Here is a 21,189-nt window from a genome sequence, read left to right on the forward strand (position 1 = left end):
AAGATCATTATCAAAATGTTATACAGACTTGCAGCGGGGAATACATTCGATTCCTCGCTTTTTTATTACCAATGAAGGACTAGGAGGTGCATGATGAACAACGTACTTGGCTCAAACATTAAACATTTGCCGATTCCTTATTTTGAGATTGACGAGCAGTTGAATATTTTGTCCCGTTCCGATAAGTCGCGTGAAACCTTCACTTCAAAAGAAAACTTCTTGGATCTGGTGGATTTGGAGAGCAGGGAGAAAGCGATTTTTCTTCTCGTTTCCGAAAAATTAACACAGGAAATAGAACTAGTCCTTCAAACGGTAAATTCGCCTTACTCCTTATTCAGCTGCTCCATTCAATGGGATGATGGTGTCGGCCACCTCGTTTGCATTGAGCAGAGCGGCAAACTGAAAGCATTGGAAAGCAAAGTGGAGCAGCAATGCAAAAGGCTGGCTGAAACTGACTTCGAGCTGCTGGAACAAAAAGAGGAGCTTGAACAATCTTTAAAACGCATTTTGGAGTTGTCGGCTAATTTTATCCGGTTATCTGAACATGCGGGCTTAGTACCGCTTTCCGGTGAACTATCTCCACAGCTTATTCAAGAAAATCATTTATCGCTGACAAACGCAGCTCATGACGGTGATTTCAACATGGTGTTCTTTGATTTCAGCAATTTGAACAAGCTGACAACCGATGGAATAACTTCTCTAAGAGAGCTTATTCACAGTTTGAACCTGGTCGGAGTAATTTGCTATGTCATAGGATTAAAGCCCAGCCATGCTTTCTATTTGAAAAATAAAGATATATATGATAAAGCCTATTTTTTAAGAAACTTGGATGAGTTTATACAAATTGATTTGGAATATAACCCGCCACAAAAAGATAATATGATGCTTCATTAAATAAAGAAAACATTCAATCGAAAATTCGCAGGGAGGTTTTTCTGATGAGTATTCCTATTTTAAAAGTCAATCATTCATTGCTGATTTCCATACAAGAGGAGTTGGATGATCAATCAGCTCTACGCCTGCAGGAAGATTTACTTAATAAAATTCAGACTTCAAATGCTACCGGGGTAGTGATTGATTTATCGCTTGTTGACCTGGTAGATTCCTTTATCGCCAAGATTATTGGAGATATGGTGAGAATGTCAGATTTGATGGGAGCGAAGGTCGTATTGACTGGCGTACAGCCTTCTGTTGCCATTACTTTAAATGAAATGGGAATATCGATGAAAAACATATCCACTGCAGTTGATTTAGAAAAAGGTCTGGCAGCGTTAGATTCACAAAACGACCTGTTTCCAAACTGACACAGATTAAAAGCAGGCATGCCCATCGTGGGCTGCCTGCTTTTTTATTCCCAATTTCTACGTTTAAAGATGAAATGATAGGGAATGGGTTTGGGAGATGATTAAAACTATATGAAAAGCGGTGAGCTATATGTCAATCAGAGTAACAGTGAATGGTGTAGAAACAGAAGCATCAGATAAATCATCCGTACTTCAGCATTTGACAGCCAGTGATCTTGAAATTCCCCATGTATGCTATCATCCAAGTCTTGGAGCTATCGAAACATGTGACACCTGCATTGTGAGCGTAAATGGTGAGCTTGTCCGTTCTTGCTCCACCGGCTTGAAAAACGGAGACGTCATTGAGACGGCTTCTGAAGAGGTAAGAAAAGCGCAAGTGATTGGAATGGACCGGATATTACATAACCACGAACTATATTGCACCGTCTGTGACTATAATAATGGAAATTGTGAAGTGCACAATACGGTTAAAGAAATGAAAGTCAATCACCAAAGTATTCCATTTGAGCCCAAAAAACCATATGAAGCAGATCGGTCTCATCCGTATTATCGCTATGATCCGGATCAGTGCATCCTTTGCGGGCGTTGTGTGGAAGCATGCCAGGATGTACAGGTTACCGAAACACTGTCGATTGACTGGGAGCGTGATCGCCCCCGAGTGATTTGGGATAATGATGTTCCGATAAACGAATCTTCCTGCGTTTCCTGCGGCCATTGTTCAACGGTTTGTCCATGCAATGCCATGATGGAAAAAGGGATGGAAGGTGAAGCCGGCTATATGACCGGAATTGACAGGGATACGCTTCGTCCAATGATTGAAATTACAAAAGCCGTTGAAACAGGGTATGGTTCTATCTTGGCCATTTCAGACATGGAATCAGCCATGCGGGATGAACGGATTAATAAAACAAAAACCGTTTGCACCTACTGCGGGGTGGGGTGCAGCTTTGAAATCTGGACAAAAGGACGTGAGATTCTTAAAGTGGAACCTCATGCAGAAGCCCCTGCGAATGGCATTTCCACGTGTGTAAAAGGGAAATTCGGCTGGGAATTTGTGAACAGTGAAGAACGATTAACAAAGCCTCTTATTCGTGAGGGGGATGCCTTCAGAGAAGCGGAATGGGATGAAGCCCTTTCACTGATTGCACACAAATTTGGTGAAATTAAAAACAAGTATGGCCCGGATGCCTTCGGGTTTATCAGTTCGTCCAAATGTACCAACGAGGAAGCATATTTAATGCAAAAGCTCGGCAGGGGAATTATTGGGACAAACAATATTGACAATTGTTCAAGGTACTGCCAGACGCCGGCTACCCTTGGTCTTTTCCGAACGGTCGGTCATGGGGGAGATTCAGGTGGCATCAAGGATATTCAAAACTCAGACCTGGTCATCGGTGTGGGCACGAATACATCAGAGTCGCATCCTGTCTTGGCGACAAGAATTAAGCGTGCACATAAACTTAAAGGACAAAAGCTGATTGTGGCTGATTTGCGAAAGCATGAAATGGCCGAACGTGCGGATCTTTTCGTTCGTCCTGCTCCGGGATCCGATCTTGTCTGGCTGTCGGCTGTCGCTAAATATATCATTGACCAAGGCTGGGCTGACGATGATTTCATTCAGAACCGGGTGAATGGCTATGGCAATTATGTGGAAAGCCTCGCTCCTTTTACATTGGAATTTGCTGAACAGGAAACCGGCATCTCAAAAGAAGAGCTGATTCGCATCGCTGAAATGATACATGAAGCGAAAACCGTATGTGTCCTGTGGGCTATGGGTGTTACACAGCACAGTGCAGGAAGCGATACAAGCACAGCCATTTCCAACCTGATGCTAATCACCGGAAATTACGGAAAGCCAGGGGCTGGGACTTATCCGTTGCGCGGACATAATAATGTACAGGGAGCAAGTGATTTTGGCAGTATGCCGAACAGGCTGCCTGGATACCAGCACATTGAAGAAGAACGTGTCCGCCAAAATTTTGAACATGGATGGGGAGTAAAACTTCCGGAGAAACCGGGCTTAAACAATCATGAAATGGTGGAAGGCATGCATTCCGGTACGCTTAAGGCCATGTATTTAAAAGGTGAGGATATGGGGATTGTAGATTCCAATATCAATCATGTTCATGCGGGATTTGAAAAACTTGACTTTTTCGTGGTTCAGGATATCTTCCTTTCCAGAACGGCTCAATTTGCTGATGTTGTTCTTCCGGCAAGCCCAAGTCTTGAAAAAGAGGGAACCTTTACGAATACTGAACGCCGAATACAGCGTCTTTATCAGGTGCTCGAACCGCTTGGGGAATCTAAACCGGATTGGCAGATCATACAAGAAGTCGCCAATGCTGTTGGTGCCAACTGGGACTATAAACACCCAAGCGATATCATGGAGGAGGCTGCTCAGTTAACTCCATTATTTGCAGGAGTGACATACGAACGTCTTGAGGGCTTTAAAAGTCTTCAGTGGCCTGTCGCGGAAGACGGAACAGATACTCCAAATTTATTCATGGAAGATTTTCCGTTTCCTGATGGAAAAGCCATTGTATTCCCGCTTCAGTGGACAAAGCCCGTCCATTTTGGAGAAGAATATGATATCCATGTGAACAATGGCCGTTTGCTTGAACATTTCCATGAAGGAAACTTGACGTATAAAGCAAAAGGGATAACGTCTAAAACGCCAAGTGTTTTCCTTGAAGTATCTCCGGAGCTGGCAGCTGAGCGCGGATTGAAAAATGGAACCCTTGTCCGTCTGACTTCCCCTTACGGAAATGTAAAAGTGAAATGCCATATAACCGACCGTGTCCAAGGGAAAGAAGTCTATCTGCCAATGAACGATAATGGCGATGCTGCCATCAACTTGCTGACGAGCAGCTATGCGGATAAAGATACGGATACACCCGCTTATAAGGAAACCATGGCCAAAATGGAGATCTTGCAATCCGAAGGTACAGATCCACTTCCAAGCATCAATCACCGAAATGGAAATCCTCAGCCGCAAATTGGAGTAAATGTTCAGAAAAAGTGGGCAAGGAAGGATTATGTATTCCCAGGAGATCTCGTGAAAAAGGAGTTGAGATAAGATGGCTAAAGCGACAAAAACCGTCTATCGGCAGGAATTCACGGAAGAAGAACTGCGCCGCAAGGATTTAAGGGAAGTCGAGGATGCTCTCATTCATAATAAAGATGCCCTGCTGGAATCGCTGAGTGTTTTAAATCACATGCATGAGAAGGGGATTCTTCCTCTTTTAAACGGACTTTTTGGCCAGGGAGACAAGGTGCTGAATGTACTGGTGAAAACAGCAGATACCCCAGAGACATCGAATACCCTGAAAAACCTCCTTCTGTTGACGGGGGTACTGGGAACATTAAATGTAAAACAAATTGAACCGCTGCTTCTTAAAGTGAACTCTGGTGTAGCCAGAGTAGCAGAAATGAATGATACGGAAGAAAAAACAAGTTATTTCAGTCTGGTAAAGGCACTGAAAGACCCGGAAATCAATCGAGCGATTACACTTCTTTTGTCCTTTTTGAAGGGAATGGGCGAAGAAACCGAACCAAAAGAACGTCAAACCGAAGAGTTTGACGTTCAAAGAAGAGATCCAGGGAAAAACCTGGGCTAATTCTCTCTGAAGAATGAAAGCTCTCCATAAAAATGGGGGGCTTTTTTCTTTTTTTATCCGTCATCACTCGACAAAAATGGAGAAAAAACGGTTTTTAATACCTATTTTTTAACGAGAGGCAATCAAAAACAGATCTTTTTTTGTTGATTTTAAGAGAACAAAAGAGAAAAGTAAATGTGAGCAATATGTTTGCTAAATTTAGGAGGTGGTAATATAAAGATACGCTTAAAAAAACAAAGGTGAAATTATAGATGATCTACAGGAAGGCCAGGGAAATATAAAGGAGGAACTAACATGAAGTACAAAGTAAAAGATTGGCTTCGGCTGACTCCCCGTGAGAGATATCTGCTTTTGTACGCTGTTGCTTTGCTTCAGAAAGAACAAAGAGCTGCTTCCTGATTCCGCATAATAAAAAGCCTTGAAAAAGCATGGTGCTTGATGCTTTTTCAAGGCTTTTTTTTTATTGATACTGCTCAAGCTTGGAAAAGAAGTCAATTACAAAATCATAAAATACATTTTCAGCCGGCGCCAATTCCCGCCTTTTCGGCGTGATCAGTCCTACTGTACGCTGCACAAGCGGAAAATCAATCGGCTTTTTTACGGTGTAGCGGGGTGTTGTTTCATAAAATGAACTATCGGGTAAAAGAGTAATACCTATTCCGGCGGTCACCAGCCCTTTGATCGCATCCATGTCTTCACCTTCGGAAGAGATTTTCGGAGTGAAGCCTGCCTCTCTGCAGGCGTTAACAACCACCTCATGCAGCACATACCCTTCCGGAAATAGGACAAAAGGATCGTTTCTTAAATCACTGAGCATAAGGCTGTTTTTTTCAGCAAGAGGATGATTAGCCTGCAATAGGGCTGAAATTCTTTCCGTAAACAAGATATGCCCTTGTACATCTGACTGATTGGCTGGAACCGGACCTAAAAAAGCCAGGTCAATGTCTCCCTTTTTTACAGCATCTATTAAAAAATGATAAGAACCTTGTCTCAGGTGAAACGCGATGTTCGGGTGTTTTTCTTTAAATGCCGAAATAATGGTTGGAAGCAAGTGGCTTGCTAAACTGGTAGGAAATCCGATTTTAATAGTACCTCGTTCCGGATCCAAATATTCATCAATCTGTTTTTTTGCATAATCGATGGCCTTTAACGCGGTAGCCGCGTGAGTTAAAAATAGTTTGCCAACTGGAGTTAATTTAACATTCCTTCCTTCTCTCTCAAACAAATCTACATTTAATTCTGCCTCAAGGTTGGCAATCTGCCTGCTGACGGCAGACTGTGCAACATGCAAATGCTGCGCAGCCTCAGACACATGCTCACGTTCCGCCACCTCAATAAAATACTGCAATTGCCGCAGCTCCATTTGTCAACCCTCCATGACTTTTTTCTTATTATTCTCAAAATTAGATCAATCTTATCTAAATTATATATTGTTTGGATGAATTATAAAACCTACACTATAAAAAAGACAACTGAAACGGGGGAGCGAACAATGACATTTCATCAATTACCAAAACGACAGGGCCTCTACCGTCCCGAATTTGAACACGATGCATGCGGTATTGGCTTATACGCCCACATTAAAGGACTAGCTACCCATGATATTGTGAAGAAGGGTTTAAGCATGCTTTGCCAGCTGGACCATCGAGGAGGACAGGGAAGTGATCCACTTACCGGCGACGGTGCCGGGCTTATGGTTCAACTGCCAGACGCGTTTTTTCGAGAAAACTGCAAGGAATTTTCTCTTCCCGAAAAAGGAAGCTATGGAGTCGGGATGCTGTTCCTGCCGCAGAGCGAGGAAGAACAGTTGATTATTAAAGATAAAATCAATCGTTTAATTGAACAGGAAGGCCAAGTCCTTTTAGGATGGAGAAGCGTACCTGTAATTGACGAAAAAATCGGAATACTGGCGCAACAGAGTTGCCCATCTATTCATCAGGTATTTATTCAGGCTTCAGGTGAAGTGAAAAATGGTTTGCCCTTTGAACGTAAATTATACCTTATCCGTAAACAAGCCGAAAGCTGGGGCAAGGATAAAGACCTGCGTTTTTATTTCTCAAGCCTTTCATCCGAAACAATTGTTTACAAAGGGCTGCTAACGCCTGAACAAGTGGATTCCTTTTATGTGGACCTGCAGAATGATGGTTTTGTATCGGCTTTTGCTTTAGTCCATTCCCGCTTTAGTACAAATACCTTTCCAAGCTGGGAGCGTGCCCATCCAAACCGCTACTTGATCCATAATGGAGAAATCAATACCTTGCGCGGAAACATCAATTGGATGAAGGCCCGTGAACAGCAATTTGCTTCAGACGCCTTTGGAGAAGATTTGGCAAAGCTTCTGCCGATTTTGGATACAGAAGGCAGTGATTCAGCTGTTTTGGACAATGCCCTTGAATTTTTTGTTTTGGCGGGCAGGGAGCTTGCCCATGCAGCGATGATGCTTATTCCGGAACCTTGGTCTGAAAATAATCCGCATATGACAGAGGATAAGAAGGCCTTTTATGAATACCACAGCACATTAATGGAGCCTTGGGACGGACCTACGGCCATTTCTTTTACTAACGGTCGTCAGATTGGAGCCATTCTTGATCGTAACGGGTTGCGCCCTGCACGTTATTATGTAACAAAAGACGACTATATCATCTTTTCTTCGGAAGTTGGCGTGATTGATGTAGAGCCTGAAAATGTTCTATACAAAGACCGCCTCAGCCCTGGTAAAATGCTGCTGATCGACTTGGAAAAGGGCAGGATTGTTTCTGATAAGGAAATAAAGTCCGAGCTTTCCATGGCGAATCCTTATCGCAAATGGCTCGATGAGAATTTGATCCGTCTTGATGACGAAGGTCAACCGGAAGAGCCGGAAACAGTGGATAACATGTCCTTACGCCAGAGAGCGTTCGGCTACACCTATGAAGATGTTCAAAAGTATTTGCTTCCTATTGTTAAAGAAGGAAAAGATCCGGTTGGATCCATGGGGAATGATACCCCGCTGGCTGTATTATCCGACCGCTCCCAATCATTGTTTAACTATTTTAAGCAATTATTTGCACAAGTAACCAATCCGCCGATTGATTCTCTTAGGGAACAGGTGGTTACTTCGACGATCAGTTACCTTGGAGCTGAAGGAAATCTTTTGCAAACAGAAGCTATCAATTGTCGTCGCATCCAGCTTGATACACCAATTCTACCAAGCAGTACACTGGACCTGTTAAAACAAAATTTACTGCCTGAATTCAAAAGCACCACGTTGCACACTTTATTTTCTGAAGATTTGGAATCGGCATTAAATACTTTATTTACAGAAGCAGAGAAAGCCATTGAAGAGGGGCATACTCTACTCATTCTTTCAGATCGGGAAATGGATGAAAAACGCACACCGATGCCTATTTTGCTGGCAACAAGCGGTCTGCACCATCATCTGGTACGTGCAGGATTGCGTACGAAAGTAAGTTTGATCGTTGATTCTGGAGAAACACGTGAAGTTCACCATTATGCCGCTCTGATTGGTTATGGAGCAGACGCCATTCATCCTTACTTGGCGTATGCCACATACCAGCAGGCGATTCTGGACGGACACCTTGAAATGTCCTTCGATTCTGTCGTAAAAAAATATATTAAAGGTGTTACAGACGGCGTGGTAAAAGTCATGTCTAAAATGGGGATTTCAACCATTCAAAGTTATCGCGGAGCGCAAATCTTTGAAGCGGTGGGAATTGGTGAAGATGTGATTGACCGCTACTTTACCGGAACAGCTTCTCAAATCGATGGAATTAATCTTACGACCATCGCCCAGGAAGCGGTACAGCGCCATGGTGAAGCCTGCGATAAGCGGGATACTGAAGCACTGGATTCAGGGAGCGAGTTTCAATGGAGAAAAACAGGTGAGCACCATGCCTTTAATCCAAAAACGATTCATACGCTGCAGTGGGCTTGCCGCCGGAATGATTACAACTTATTCAAACAATATTCCTCCGCTGCAAACGAAGAGCGATTGAATTTCTTACGCAACCTCTTTTCGTTTCCTACCGGCCAGGCGGTTCCGATTGAAGAAGTTGAGTCTGTGGAAGATATTATAAAACGGTTTAAAACAGGGGCTATGTCCTTTGGGTCATTGAGCAGTGAAGCTCATGAAGCATTGGCGATTGCCATGAACCGTTTAGGAGGCAAAAGCAACAGTGGGGAAGGCGGAGAAGATGCATCACGTTATATTCCCGATGAGAATGGGGATTTCCGCCGCAGTGCGATCAAGCAAATCGCTTCTGGCCGCTTCGGTGTCAAAAGCCATTACCTGGTGAACGCTGATGAACTGCAAATTAAAATGGCTCAAGGAGCTAAACCTGGAGAAGGCGGCCAGCTTCCGGGTAACAAGGTTTATCCTTGGGTGGCTGATGTCCGTGGATCTACTCCTGGTGTAGGACTGATTTCACCGCCTCCTCACCATGATATTTACTCGATCGAGGATTTGGCGCAATTGATTCATGATTTGAAGAACTCAAACCGGGACGCGCGAATTTCCGTTAAACTGGTGGCCAAGGCGGGCGTCGGCACAATCGCTGCCGGTGTAGCAAAAGGCTCTGCCGATGTCATTGTTATCAGCGGATATGACGGTGGAACTGGCGCATCACCTAAAACAAGTATCAAGCACACCGGACTGCCATGGGAACTTGGCCTTGCCGAAGCCCATCAGACACTGATGCTGAACGGATTGCGTGACCGGGTGGTTTTGGAAACTGACGGAAAGCTGATGACAGGTAAAGATGTGGTGCTCGCAGCTTTACTTGGTGCAGAAGAATATGGGTTTGCGACTGCACCGCTTATAGTATTGGGCTGTGTTATGATGCGCGCCTGTCACTTGGATACATGTCCGGTTGGTGTTGCCACACAAAACCCTGAACTGCGCAAAAAGTTTATGGGTGACCCTGATCATGTCGTCAACTATATGCGCTTCGTTGCTCAGGAAGTTCGCGAGATTATGGCTGAGCTTGGATTCAGAACGATGGATGAAATGGTTGGGCGCAGTGACATTCTTGAAATGTCGGAACGTGCAAAACACCATTGGAAAGCAAAACAATTAAACTTGCACAATTTGATTCATACTGTAGATGGTTCAGTAAGAACGTTCCAGACGCCTCAGAATCATAAAATTGACGAATCGCTTGATATTACAACCATACTTCCGGCGATTGAACAAGCGCTTGAAGAGCAGGAAAGAGTTTATCTTTCTTTCAATCTTAATAACACCAACCGTGTGACGGGGACGATTTGCGGAAGTGAGGTTTCCAAGCGTTATGGGGAAGAAGGGCTTCCGGAAGATACGGTCAATCTGCAATTTAACGGCTCTGCCGGCCAATCGTTTGGTGCCTTTATTCCTAAAGGGATGAGCTTGTACTTGACGGGAGATGCGAATGACTACGTGGGCAAAGGGCTGTCAGGCGGTAAAATTATTGTTACTGCGCCAAAAGAATCCGACTTTTTATCTGACACAAACGTGATTGCCGGAAATGTTGCGTTTTACGGTGCTACAAGCGGAGAAGCGTACATTAATGGAGCTGCCGGTGAACGGTTTGCGGTAAGAAACAGCGGAGCCAACATCGTCACTGAAGGAATCGGGGACCATGGCTGCGAGTATATGACAGGCGGAAAAGTTGTTGTTCTTGGGGAAACAGGAAAGAACTTTGCAGCCGGTATGTCAGGCGGAGTAGCTTATATTCTTGCCAGCGATAAAGAAGCCTTCTTATCATTATGCAATAAAGAGAGCGTGGAGTTTGAATCCTTTGCAACGCATGAGGAGGAAGAAGAGATAAGACAGATGATTCTAAGCCATTATCATTATACCCTCAGCTCAAAAGCGGCTATCATCCTGAGCAATTGGGATGAATATGCTTCTCAGTTTGTAAAAGTCATTCCGAAGGATTACAAACAAATGATCCAAAGGATTGCAGAACAGGAAAACTCCGGAAAGAGTCATGAGGAAGCCGTAATGAGTGCGTTTCTTGAATCATCAACTTTAAAAAAAAGTCCTTCAGCAGAGAGAAATCAGCTAATTCTTAATTAGGAAAGGGGAGAGGACGTATGGGTAAAACAACAGGATTTATGGAATATGCGAGAGAAGAAGCTAAAGAACGTAATCCTCTCACTCGCTTAAACGACTGGAAAGAACATACAGAGCGGATGGATGATGAAACCCTTCATCAACAGAGTGCAAGATGCATGGATTGTGCAACACCATTTTGTCATATTGGTATGGATATTGGCGGGATGACTTCAGGTTGTCCCATCCATAACCTGATCCCGGAATGGAATGACCTCGTTTACCGGGGAAAATGGAAAGATGCACTGGAACGTTTGATGAAAACCAATAATTTCCCAGAATTTACGGGCCGTGTATGCCCGGCGCCATGCGAAGGGTCTTGTACTGTAGAGATTTCTTCACCGGCAGTCACCATTAAAAATATTGAACAAGCGATTATCGATAAAGGCTTTGAGAACGGATGGATTACCCCCCGGATTCCTGAAACCAGAACGGGCAAAAAAATTGCAGTCGTTGGTTCTGGTCCAGCCGGAATGGCAGCAGCTGACCAGTTGAATCAAGCCGGGCATTCCGTTACTGTATATGAGAGAGCAGAACGTGCTGGCGGACTATTAACCTATGGAATTCCGAACATGAAACTTGAAAAAGAGGTTGTGGAAAGGCGCGTCCAGCTCCTGACACAGGAAGGCATTGATTTTATCTGTTCTACAGAAGTAGGCGAAGATATTACTGCCGACCAACTGAAAAATCAATATGACGCTGTTATTCTCTGTGTTGGTGCCCAAAAACAAAGAGATTTGGTATTGGAAGGCCGTGAAGCAATAGGCGTACATTATGCGATGGATTATCTCACAGGTTCCACACGAAGTCTTTTGAACGAGAATGTACCGGTTCATCAGCAGATCGATGCAAAGGACAAGGATGTCATCGTTATTGGTGGAGGAGATACAGGTGCAGACTGTGTGGCTACTGCTCTCCGCCAAAATTGCAGAAGCATTGTCCAATTCGGCAAGTATCCAAAGCTTCCGGAAGCAAGAACACCGGATAACATGTGGCCGGAGCTTCCTAACATTTTTACGATGGATTATGCCTATGAGGAAGCCGAAGCCAAGTTTGGCAAGGATCCCAGACAGTATACAGTTCAGACAAAAAAGTTGGTTGCAGATGAGGAAGGCAATCTGAAGGAACTCCATACCGTACAAACCGTATTCACGACAGATGAAGAGGGCAAAGCTGTACTAAAGGAAGTGCCGGGAACTGAAAAGGTATGGCCGGCGCAGTTAGTGTTCATCGCAATCGGTTTTGAGGGTACTGAACAGCCGCTGCTCCAACAATTCGGCGTAAATGCAAACAATCAAAAAATTGAGGCCAAACATGGCGATTACCGCACCAATGTGGAAGGTGTGTTTGCCGCAGGTGATGCCAGAAGAGGGCAAAGCCTGATCGTATGGGCCATCCAGGAAGGCCGTGAAGCGGCAAGAGAAGTGGATAAATACCTGATGGGAAGTACGGTGCTTGCATAAAAAAACAGCCGTTTGTGAACTGTTGCACTCTGTTACAGAGGTGACAGTCACAGTCGGCTGTTTTGCTTGTTAAATCGGGTGAAAACTAGGCTTTTTGCTGTGTGGCGCAATGTTCGCATTCCTGAACATAGCATTCATGTTGTTCATCCATCTTGTTCCCGCATTCCCGGCATTGTTTTTCAGGCAAGTTACGATAAAATTCCAATGTCAACATTCAGCATTACCTCCTGTTTTCTGTTAAACACATTGTATTATAACAGTTAAGCGACGTCAACATCTGTTATAGATTATTTTGAAAATACGACAAAAAGACTAGTGCAATTTAAGGAGATCAGAAGGAACGAGGCCAAAAGTCACGCCTTTTTACTTGTTTGATTTGGTTTATACTAAAGTATATGTGCACAAGTTCTGTTTTACCCAGGCTTCAGTAAATGCTAAAATAATATCGTTGAGTAAAACAGTGGATGGAAATCTGTTCTAGTACTGTTTTACCTGGAGCATTCATTTTTAGAGGACAAAGGAGAAGAAGTATACGTATGGAAAAAGTATTGATTTTTGGACACAAAAACCCGGATACAGACACAATTTGTTCAGCGCTTGTTTATGCTGATCTGAAAACAAAACTTGGCGTTAATGCAGAAGCGGTCCGTCTTGGCGAAGTCAATGGAGAAACCCAATATGCACTTGATCAATTTGGCGCATCCGCGCCACGCCTTGTTGAAACAGTTGCCAACGAAGTGGAAAACGTCATTTTGGTAGACCATAACGAACGCCAGCAGAGTGTATCCGATATTGCCTCTGTACAAGTGCTTGAAGTGATCGACCATCACAGAATCGCTAATTTTGAAACAAGTGATCCATTGTATTATCGTGCCGAGCCGGTTGGATGTACCGCCACTATCTTGAATAAAATGTACAAAGAAAATGGAGTGGCTGTAGAAAAGAACATCGCAGGTCTAATGCTTTCCGCGATTATTTCTGATTCCTTGCTGTTCAAATCTCCGACGTGCACAGAACAAGACATTTCAGCAGCGAAAGAGCTTGCTGAAATTGCCGGTGTGGATGCTGAAAGCTATGGTTTGGAAATGCTGAAAGCGGGTGCGGACCTTAGTGACAAATCAGTCAGCCAGCTGATTACACTTGATGCGAAAGAATTCCAAATGGGAGACAGCAAGGTTGAAATCGCCCAGGTTAACACAGTCGATATTGATGAAGTGTTTGAAAGAAAACAAGAACTTGAAGATGCGATCAACAGTGTCGTTCAGGAAAAAGGTCTCGATCTGTTCCTGTTCGTTGTGACGGATATCCTGACCAATGATTCAACAGGCCTGGCGCTCGGAAAGAAGTCAGAGGTTGTTGAAAAAGCTTATAATGTCAAGCTTGAGGACAATACTGCTGTATTAAAAGGGGTAGTATCCCGGAAGAAACAAATTGTACCTGTACTGACAGATACATTTAACATTCATTAAAAATCATCAAAGAAGCCGGTCATTCCGGCTTCTTTTATTTTTTGATGAATTCCTGTGTCCAGCAATTGTCATTGCCGGTATAGCCGATCCCAATATGGGTGTAATCAGGATTTAGAATGTTCTTGCGGTGTCCCTCGCTGTTCATCCAGTCGTTGACGACTTGTTCAGGAGACTGCTGGCCAATGGCGATGTTTTCTCCAGCCGAATCGTAATCAATATTCATCTTATCCATTTGGTCAAAAGGGGAACCCTGCGTCGGGCTGTTGTGAGAAAAATAATCATTGTTGTCCATGTCATTTGCTTTTGATTGAGCCATATTAGTCAATTGAGGATCATATTTTAAATCCGAAAGTCCATGTTTCCGCCGTTCCTGATTTGTGAGTTCGACCACCTGCTGAATCATTTCCTGGCTGTATCCCTGATTGCCGGATGGAGGGGCAGCGGGTGGAACGGTCCCATTCATGTCGGGATTAGTTTCCATTTGGGTATCAGGGTTGTTATATGAAATATTTTCTTTTTTTATTTTCGATGTTGTTTTATGCCCTGTGGATGAACGATAAGGTTGGTTTTCCGATGTGAGATAACCATTGCTCGTTTTAATCGTTTTTTGACCGGATAATGATTTATGATCTTTCTGATCGCTGCGAAGTGCATCCTTACTTACATTGTTGCAGCCTGCAAGAAAGAGATTAATCGCGAAGAATGAGAAAATGATCTGGGAACGCTTCATGTTTGTGCTCCTTTCAAGATGTGCTATTCTTTCCAGACGTCCATAGTATTTCACAATCGGAAAAACCCATACATGATCAGCTTACAGCATCATACAACTGGTCCATTAAGGGAAGATTATAACCATTGCAACAAGAAAAACGGTCTGTGAGCACTTTTCGTGCTTAAATTACTTTTTGAAAGTATTATGGATGACAGACAGAGAAAAAAGGAGTGTCTTTATGACAAATCAATATCAGCCCTTATTGGATGATTTTACTTTTGATAATGGAATCTCATTGAAAAACCGGGTAGTCATGGCTCCCATGACCAATTTTTCTTCCAACGAGGATGGCACGGTTTCAGACAGTGAAGTAAATTATTATATCCGACGATCTAAGGGAGCTGGAATGGTTATTACCGCTTGTGCTTATGTCAGTCCAAGCGGAAAAGGTTTTCCAGGAGAATTTGGCACCCACAATGATGAAATGATCCCCAGCCTTCGAAGACTGGCAGAAAGCATCAAACAAGAAGGCGCGAAAGCTGTTCTCCAAGTTTTTCATGGCGGCCGTATGTGTCCTCCTGATTTGGTGCCTGACGGCGATGTTGTCAGTGCGAGTGCGGTGGCTCCTGAGCAGAAGACAGCAACTGGTGAGCAACCGCTCCCCCGTGAACTTACAGATGAAGAAATCCAGTCGGTCATCCGGGACTTTGGTGAATCGGCAAGAAGAGCTATTGAAGCTGGGTTTGACGGAATTGAAATTCATGGAGCCAACGGCTATCTGATACAGCAGTTCTTTTCCCCGCACTCAAATCAGCGTACGGACAGGTGGGGAGGAACCATTAAAGAGCGTATGGCGTTCCCGCTTGCTGTGATCGACGAAGTGAAAAGTGCAGTGAAGAAGCATGCGAAGGAGCCGTTTCTGGTCGGATACAGGTTTTCACCTGAAGAACCAGAGACACCAGGAATTACAATGGATGAAACATTGTTATTAGTGGATGAACTTGCGAAAAAGCAATTGGACTATGTTCACGTTTCACTGATGGACTTTTGGTCTGTTCCAAGAAGAGGAGTGGATGATACCCGTTCTCGAATGGAAATTATCCAGGAAAGAGTGGGCAACAAGGTTCCTGTAATCGGTGTCGGCTCCATCTACTCAGCAGATGATGCCTTAAAGGCCATCAAAACGGGAGTGCCGCTTATTGCAATTGGCAGGGAATTAATCATCGATCCAGACTGGGTCCAAAAAATTGAAGAAGGGCGCGCTTCTGAAATACAAACAAAGCTAAAAAAAGACGCTCAACATGAATTGGTGGTCCCTGACGCATTATGGCAGGCGATTATAAATACTCCAGGGTGGTTCCCAGTAGAAGAAAATCAATAAGAAATGAAACCCCTTTTGTCTTCAGGCAAAAAGGGTATTCAATCTTTGAATGATGCTGCTTGATATTATGGTAGTACCCTACAAAACAGGATGGCAGATTGTATGATCCTCCCACATATCTCTTTGGGTCGAAACAAGTGTATGTAACAATATAGGGAATGGCTTACTTTGTTTTGTTCGGTCCAGCCTTTAACTTAAACACACCCGAATTATAAAAAAAACATCCCGGATTCGTCCGGGATGTTTTTTTATATCATACTATCTTAAAACCGATTTTTCCAAACTGAGAAGCGTTCTCCATCCGGTCAAAGGCATCTTTATATTGTGACAGCTCATAAACCTTGTCAATTATAGGTTTAATATTGTGTTCTTCAATAAATTGCAGCATTTCTCTGTATTCTTCACCGCTGCCCATCGTTGACCCCAAAAAGTTGAACTGGCCGTAAAAGAATTTTCGGAGATCCAGCTTCACTTCATCACCTGCCGAGGCACCAAATGCCACGATGGTTCCTCCGGCCCTGAGCTGATCGAGCGATTGATTGAACGTGGCAGCTCCTACGCTTTCGATTACAAGATCCATCTTCTGATTTTCAAGCTGATCGTTCCAATTCTCATTGCTGTCAATGGCTTTTACAGCCCCAAGCTTGAGTGCGGCGTCTCCTTTTTCTTTTGAGCGGGAGGTGACATACACCTCAGCTCCGGCTGCTTTGGCGAACTGAAGTAAAAAGGTCGCGACCCCGCTTCCAATGCCGGGAATCAAAACTTTTTGATTTTCCTTTACTTTTGCCCTCGTAAACAAGACCCGATAGGCAGTAAGTGCAGCCAATGATAAAACACCGGCTTCCTCCCATGACAGGTGAGAGGGTTTTGGAAGGGCATTTTCCTCCGGGATGACAATCTTTTCAGCGAACGTGCCATGAAATGGGAGGCCAAGAATTTCAAATCCTTTTGGCGGCGCATCACTCGTGTTTCTCCACCCTGTTCCAGGATTAATAATCACTTCATCTCCGACCTGCACGGAAGTGACGTTGTCACCGACGGCGTCCACAATCCCTGCACCATCGGAACCAATTACCAGCGGCGGATCTTCTGGTTGATGTCTTTGAAGAACGAACAAATCACGATGGTTTAATCCTGCGGTTTTCAGTTTAATTCTTACTTCTCCAGCTTGGGGTGTCAGTTCTTCCATTTCTGAAAGATGAAGGCCTTCCAGTCCTTTTTGCTTTTGATGAATAAGTGCTTTCATAAAAACCTCCCGTGAATGAAAATAATATATGTACGATTATCATTCAGTGTACCAAAGTGAGTGGGATATGTCCGCTTTGTTGTTTCAATCGGAAATTTTTCTTGCTTTTCGGGTTAAGAAGTATATAATATATAGTAACAAACTTACTTTTTGTATGTAAAAAAATTAAAGGAGAATCTCATGAATTTTCATACTGCACCGAAAACCTTTGTTCAGCAAGTTCAATTAATCGTGGAAGATCTGGATCGTTCCTTATCGTTTTATCAAGATATTTTAGGATTTTCCATTCTCAATCGAAAAGATCATAAGATCGAACTTACACTGGATGGCACAAGCGCCATTTTAACGATTGAACAGCCCCAGAATGCCCAGCCGAAGCAGCCACGCACTAATGGCTTGTACCATTTTGCATTGCTTGTTCCAACCCGGAAAGAACTGGCCAACGTCCTGCGGCATTTGCTCAATATTAGATATCCGCTTCAGGGAGCGTCTGATCACCTTGTCAGTGAAGCGTTGTATTTGGCTGACCCGGATGGCAACGGAATTGAGATTTACCGCGACCGGGACTCAGGAGACTGGCAGTGGGAGAATGGGCAGGTAGTCATGACAACCGAACCGCTCGATGCACAAGGATTGCTTGCTGAAAGTGAGGATATGGTTTTTGAAGGGCTGTCAACGGAAACCATTATGGGTCATCTCCATCTCCATGTTGCACACTTGGAAGAGGCCGAAGCTTTTTATTGCAGAGGACTTGGCTTTGAGGTTGTCCTGCGGCTCGGCAACCAAGCGCTATTTATTTCAACAGGCAAGTACCATCATCATCTCGGCCTGAATATCTGGAACGGAAAAGGTGCTCCTGCCCCTGTTTCCAATGCTGTTGGGATCAAGATGTTTTCGGTTGTATATCCAACGCATGAAGCAAGAAAAGAGGCAGTCATCCGCCTTGAAACTTTAGGATTTGTTTCAACGCAATCAGAGAACGATTTTTACCTGACTGATCCATCCGGAACAAAAATGAAACTGGCTGTAGCACTCCAGTAACAAAACTCAAAAACCCCATCACATCGTTTAGCATGTGATGGGGTTTTTTATGATAGAAACAAATTGACCGATCGATATGAAGTCAGAAGTGCTGTGACAATTCCTGCGATCAGGATGGTGACAAATGAAAACAACAAATAGGGATCCCTCAGGAGAATCATGCCTGTTGTAATAATGATCGCATCCAGGATAATCATGAGAAGACCCGGATTGAATCGAAACCATTTGGACATCAGGAGTGCGAGCAGATCAAGCCCGCCGACACACGTATTATATCTCATCATTAACCCGACTCCTGTTCCGATGAATGCCCCGCCAATACAGGCACTGATCCAAATGGGAAGGTGGAAAAGCCATTGCAAGGGGAACATTCCCTCAATCAGCAGGGAGGAAAGAAGCATCCCCATCAGACTGTTAAAAAAATAGAGTTTATTATAGTGCAGTGCCATCAAAAAGATCGGAGCGCTGAGACAGATGATCGTGAGGCCCACCTGAAATCCGGCAGTGTACTTCAACAGGAGGGCAAGGCCGATAAAACCTCCGTTCAATATATGCTGAGGCAGGATAAAACCATTGATTCCAATTCCCATTAATGTACTTCCGCAGCCGATCGCTATCAATTTATTCATAGTTACGTCATCCCTGTCCCTGTATTTATACTACTTTATGTTCAAGCACTCTTTATTATTAATTTCTTCCGTTTTCCGTATGAACAGGGCAATGAAGTGAAAACTAATTCTATGAAACAGAAACGGAGAAATAATTATGTCCTGTACATCAAGTGAAGAACTGAAGCAGATTATGATGAAAGCAAGAGTTTATACCAAGTTTGGTAAGGTGGCCGACTATATCCCTGCATTAAGGAAAGCGGATCCGGACGAGTTGTCTGTTGCGATATCTTTTCCTGACGGAAACTGCCTGTCTGCCGGTGATGTGAAGATGAAAATTTAACTTCAAAGCATTTCAAAAGTTTTGGCTCTTGCATTGGCACTTATGGACCAGGGGGAAGATCACGTGTTTTCCAAAGTGGGATACGAACCAACGGGTGATCCATTCAATTCCATCGTAAAACTTGAAATCAGCAAACCATCCAAACCGCTTAACCCGATGATTAATGCCGGGGCGCTTGCTGTTACTCATATGATTAAAGGAGAATCCGTTCAGGAGAGATTTAACCGGCTGCTTGATTTTATAAGGAAGCTCGCTGGTAATCCTGCCATTTCATACTGTGAGGATGTAGCCGCCTCGGAGCATGAGACTGCGCATCTTAACCGTGCACTCTGTTATTTTATGAAACAGCACGGTATTATCAATGAAGATGTGGAGCGTCTCATTTATCTGTATACGAAACAATGTGCGATTGAGATGAATTGCCTGGACCTGGCACGAATCGGATTGGTGTTTGCGTTTGACGGAGCCGAGCCGTTAACCAAAGAACAGATTATTCCTGTTTCCGTTGCCCGGATATGTAAAACCTTTATGGTGACATGCGGGATGTATAATGCATCCGGCGAGTTTGCTGTCCGTGTAGGGATACCTGCAAAAAGCGGCGTTTCCGGGGGCATCATGGGAGCTGTTCCTAACCGGTTTGGCATCGGAATTTTTGGTGCAGCCCTAGATGATAAAGGAAACAGTATCGCCGGGGTAAAAATACTTGAAACGCTGTCCAAAAGGTATGATTTAAACATGTTTTAATTAGGAAATGGCTTTCTTGCTGATGAGGAAGCTGTTTTTTTATGCAAGATGGAGGGTATCTTAAAACTATTTAAAGGACCTGTTATCAAAAACTAACGGAAATAAGGGGACATCATTCATGAACATAACGCCAAACCAGCGAATACAATTGCACGGATTCAATAACCTGACGAAATCATTAAGTTTTAATATGTACGATATTTGTTATACGAAAACAAGAGAGGAAAGAGAAGCGTACATTGCCTACATTGATGAAGAGTACAGCGCTGAGCGGTTGACCCGCATTCTTCAGGGGGTTTCCGACCGAATTGGGGCCCATATTTTGAACATTGCCAAGCAGGACTATGTGCCTCAGGGAGCAAGCGTTACTGTATTAGTATCAGAAGGTCCGGTAGTGGAAGTGCCGACCGATCACCTTGAGGAAAAAGTGGCGGCCATGCCGGAATCCGTCGTTATGCAGCTCGATAAAAGCCATCTGACGGTCCATACGTATCCGGAATACCATCCGGAAGAGGGAATCAGTACGTTCAGGGCAGATATAGATGTATCCACCTGCGGGGAGATTTCTCCGCTAAAAGCGCTGAATCACTTGATTGATTCATTTGACACGGATATTATGACGATTGATTACCGGGTAAGAGGCTTTACACGAGATTTTAAAGGACGAAAGCTTTTTATTGACCATGACATTCATTCCATTCAAAATTACATTGATGAAGAACATAAAGAAGAATTTGACATGATCGATTCCAACATTTATCAGGAAAATATCTTTCATACCAAATGCAAATTAAAAAACTTTGATCTAGACAATTACCTGTTCGGCTATAAGAGCGAATCGCTGAGTGGTGAGGAGAAAACAGCAATCACTGCAAGGATTACTGAAGAGATGGAAGAAATCTATTTTGGGCGCAATATGAACCGCCGGTAAAAGAAAAGAGACCCGATTTGGGTCTCTTTTTTTGAAATCCAGCTTTAACGAGGCTGGTTTCTGAGCTGTTGTTCTCCCATAGCGACTAGACGTTTCGTCATTTCACCGCCGACAGAACCATTCGCCCTCGAAGTTGTGTCTGCACCAAGCTTTACTCCAAACTCATTGGCAATTTCCTCTTTCATCTGCCCTAAAGCATTTTCAGAACCCGGTACCAAAAGTTTGTTTCTTGCCATGCT

Annotated in this window: 16 protein-coding genes and 1 pseudogene; 11 read left to right on the top strand and 6 right to left on the bottom strand. The window is 43.8% G+C overall.

Translation table 11 applies throughout. From position 1 onward, the window contains the following. The first annotated feature begins 90 nt into the window (after positions 1-90). The 4 genes from AS030_RS07505 (at position 91) to AS030_RS07520 (ending at position 4,921) form a co-directional block, all read left to right on the top strand. Entirely contained in the window at positions 91-894 is an 804-nt protein-coding gene (locus AS030_RS07505) for an STAS domain-containing protein (protein ID WP_141687038.1), read from the top strand. Positions 895-938: 44 nt separating this feature from the next. Then, positions 939-1,304 carry an STAS domain-containing protein gene (locus AS030_RS07510; RefSeq protein WP_061970074.1) on the top strand — a complete coding sequence of 122 codons (366 nt, stop codon included), beginning with the start codon at positions 939-941 and terminating at the stop codon, positions 1,302-1,304. 130 nt (positions 1,305-1,434) lie between these two features. Beyond that, positions 1,435-4,380, top strand: coding sequence for a formate dehydrogenase subunit alpha (gene fdhF, locus AS030_RS07515; RefSeq protein WP_061970076.1), 2,946 nt, complete (start codon positions 1,435-1,437; stop codon positions 4,378-4,380). 1 nt (position 4,381) lies between these two features. Then, the gene (locus AS030_RS07520; protein WP_061970078.1) at positions 4,382-4,921 is read left to right on the top strand and encodes a helical membrane plugin domain-containing protein; all 540 of its coding nucleotides are present in this window, start codon (positions 4,382-4,384) and stop codon (positions 4,919-4,921) included. A gap of 460 nt (positions 4,922-5,381) precedes the next feature. On the opposite strand, the gene gltC is transcribed toward AS030_RS07520, so the two are convergent. Continuing rightward, complete coding sequence (gene gltC / locus AS030_RS07525) at positions 5,382-6,284, bottom strand: glutamate biosynthesis transcriptional regulator GltC (RefSeq protein WP_061970080.1); 903 nt, start codon at positions 6,282-6,284, stop codon at positions 5,382-5,384. Positions 6,285-6,413: 129 nt separating this feature from the next. Between gltC and gltB the strand changes: the two genes are divergently transcribed. Continuing rightward, positions 6,414-10,976: a glutamate synthase large subunit gene (gene gltB / locus AS030_RS07530; RefSeq protein WP_061970082.1), complete on the top strand. Its 4,563-nt coding sequence runs from the start codon at positions 6,414-6,416 to the stop codon at positions 10,974-10,976. 17 nt (positions 10,977-10,993) lie between these two features. After that, positions 10,994-12,475, top strand: coding sequence for a glutamate synthase subunit beta (locus tag AS030_RS07535; RefSeq protein ID WP_061970084.1), 1,482 nt, complete (start codon positions 10,994-10,996; stop codon positions 12,473-12,475). 85 nt (positions 12,476-12,560) lie between these two features. On the opposite strand, the gene yhfH is transcribed toward AS030_RS07535, so the two are convergent. After that, on the bottom strand, positions 12,561-12,689 hold the full coding sequence (yhfH, locus tag AS030_RS22945; protein WP_074440483.1) for a protein YhfH: 129 nt from the start codon (positions 12,687-12,689) through the stop codon (positions 12,561-12,563). A gap of 322 nt (positions 12,690-13,011) precedes the next feature. Here yhfH and AS030_RS07540 point away from each other — a divergent pair, with 322 nt between their 5' ends. Further along, positions 13,012-13,944, top strand: coding sequence for a manganese-dependent inorganic pyrophosphatase (locus AS030_RS07540; protein WP_061970087.1), 933 nt, complete (start codon positions 13,012-13,014; stop codon positions 13,942-13,944). Between the two features lie 34 nt (positions 13,945-13,978). Here the strand turns inward: AS030_RS07540 and AS030_RS07545 are convergent, their stop codons facing one another. Further along, positions 13,979-14,674: a CAP domain-containing protein gene (locus AS030_RS07545; RefSeq protein WP_061970089.1), complete on the bottom strand. Its 696-nt coding sequence runs from the start codon at positions 14,672-14,674 to the stop codon at positions 13,979-13,981. A gap of 220 nt (positions 14,675-14,894) precedes the next feature. Between AS030_RS07545 and AS030_RS07550 the strand changes: the two genes are divergently transcribed. Then, positions 14,895-16,037, top strand: coding sequence for an NADH-dependent flavin oxidoreductase (locus tag AS030_RS07550; protein WP_061970091.1), 1,143 nt, complete (start codon positions 14,895-14,897; stop codon positions 16,035-16,037). Positions 16,038-16,290: 253 nt separating this feature from the next. On the opposite strand, the gene AS030_RS07555 is transcribed toward AS030_RS07550, so the two are convergent. After that, positions 16,291-17,283, bottom strand: coding sequence for a zinc-binding dehydrogenase (locus AS030_RS07555; protein ID WP_061970094.1), 993 nt, complete (start codon positions 17,281-17,283; stop codon positions 16,291-16,293). Positions 17,284-17,463: 180 nt separating this feature from the next. Between AS030_RS07555 and AS030_RS07560 the strand changes: the two genes are divergently transcribed. Continuing rightward, complete coding sequence (locus tag AS030_RS07560) at positions 17,464-18,324, top strand: VOC family protein (RefSeq protein ID WP_061970096.1); 861 nt, start codon at positions 17,464-17,466, stop codon at positions 18,322-18,324. Positions 18,325-18,371: 47 nt separating this feature from the next. Here AS030_RS07560 and AS030_RS07565 read toward each other — a convergent pair whose 3' ends face one another. Further along, a complete protein-coding gene (locus AS030_RS07565; protein WP_061970099.1) occupies positions 18,372-18,953 on the bottom strand; it encodes a YitT family protein in 582 nt (193 codons plus the stop codon). Between the two features lie 136 nt (positions 18,954-19,089). Between AS030_RS07565 and glsA the strand changes: the two are divergent. Both glsA and speD read left to right on the top strand, forming a co-directional pair. After that, positions 19,090-20,019: pseudogene (gene glsA, locus AS030_RS07570) on the top strand (glutaminase A). 118 nt (positions 20,020-20,137) lie between these two features. Further along, positions 20,138-20,950, top strand: a complete 813-nt coding sequence (speD, locus tag AS030_RS07575) for an adenosylmethionine decarboxylase (protein ID WP_061970101.1) — start codon at positions 20,138-20,140, stop codon at positions 20,948-20,950. 44 nt (positions 20,951-20,994) lie between these two features. On the opposite strand, the gene AS030_RS07580 is transcribed toward speD, so the two are convergent. Beyond that, positions 20,995-21,186, bottom strand: coding sequence for an alpha/beta-type small acid-soluble spore protein (locus AS030_RS07580; protein ID WP_061970103.1), 192 nt, complete (start codon positions 21,184-21,186; stop codon positions 20,995-20,997). Positions 21,187-21,189: the final 3 nt, after the last annotated feature.

Source organism: Fictibacillus enclensis, assembly GCF_001457035.1.
Classification (GTDB): domain Bacteria; phylum Bacillota; class Bacilli; order Bacillales; family Fictibacillaceae; genus Fictibacillus_C; species Fictibacillus_C enclensis.

Coding starts and splice junctions, on each gene's coding strand:
- AS030_RS07565 (WP_061970099.1), bottom strand. CDS start 18,953: ATGAATAAATTGATAGCGATCGGCTGCGGAAGTACATTAATGGGAATT.
- speD (WP_061970101.1), top strand. CDS start 20,138: ATGAACATAACGCCAAACCAGCGAATACAATTGCACGGATTCAATAAC.
- AS030_RS07520 (WP_061970078.1), top strand. CDS start 4,382: ATGGCTAAAGCGACAAAAACCGTCTATCGGCAGGAATTCACGGAAGAA.
- AS030_RS07545 (WP_061970089.1), bottom strand. CDS start 14,674: ATGAAGCGTTCCCAGATCATTTTCTCATTCTTCGCGATTAATCTCTTT.
- gltC (WP_061970080.1), bottom strand. CDS start 6,284: ATGGAGCTGCGGCAATTGCAGTATTTTATTGAGGTGGCGGAACGTGAG.
- yhfH (WP_074440483.1), bottom strand. CDS start 12,689: ATGTTGACATTGGAATTTTATCGTAACTTGCCTGAAAAACAATGCCGG.
- AS030_RS07560 (WP_061970096.1), top strand. CDS start 17,464: ATGAATTTTCATACTGCACCGAAAACCTTTGTTCAGCAAGTTCAATTA.
- AS030_RS07505 (WP_141687038.1), top strand. CDS start 91: ATGATGAACAACGTACTTGGCTCAAACATTAAACATTTGCCGATTCCT.
- AS030_RS07510 (WP_061970074.1), top strand. CDS start 939: ATGAGTATTCCTATTTTAAAAGTCAATCATTCATTGCTGATTTCCATA.
- gltB (WP_061970082.1), top strand. CDS start 6,414: ATGACATTTCATCAATTACCAAAACGACAGGGCCTCTACCGTCCCGAA.
- fdhF (WP_061970076.1), top strand. CDS start 1,435: ATGTCAATCAGAGTAACAGTGAATGGTGTAGAAACAGAAGCATCAGAT.
- AS030_RS07555 (WP_061970094.1), bottom strand. CDS start 17,283: ATGAAAGCACTTATTCATCAAAAGCAAAAAGGACTGGAAGGCCTTCAT.
- AS030_RS07540 (WP_061970087.1), top strand. CDS start 13,012: ATGGAAAAAGTATTGATTTTTGGACACAAAAACCCGGATACAGACACA.
- AS030_RS07580 (WP_061970103.1), bottom strand. CDS start 21,186: ATGGCAAGAAACAAACTTTTGGTACCGGGTTCTGAAAATGCTTTAGGG.
- AS030_RS07535 (WP_061970084.1), top strand. CDS start 10,994: ATGGGTAAAACAACAGGATTTATGGAATATGCGAGAGAAGAAGCTAAA.
- AS030_RS07550 (WP_061970091.1), top strand. CDS start 14,895: ATGACAAATCAATATCAGCCCTTATTGGATGATTTTACTTTTGATAAT.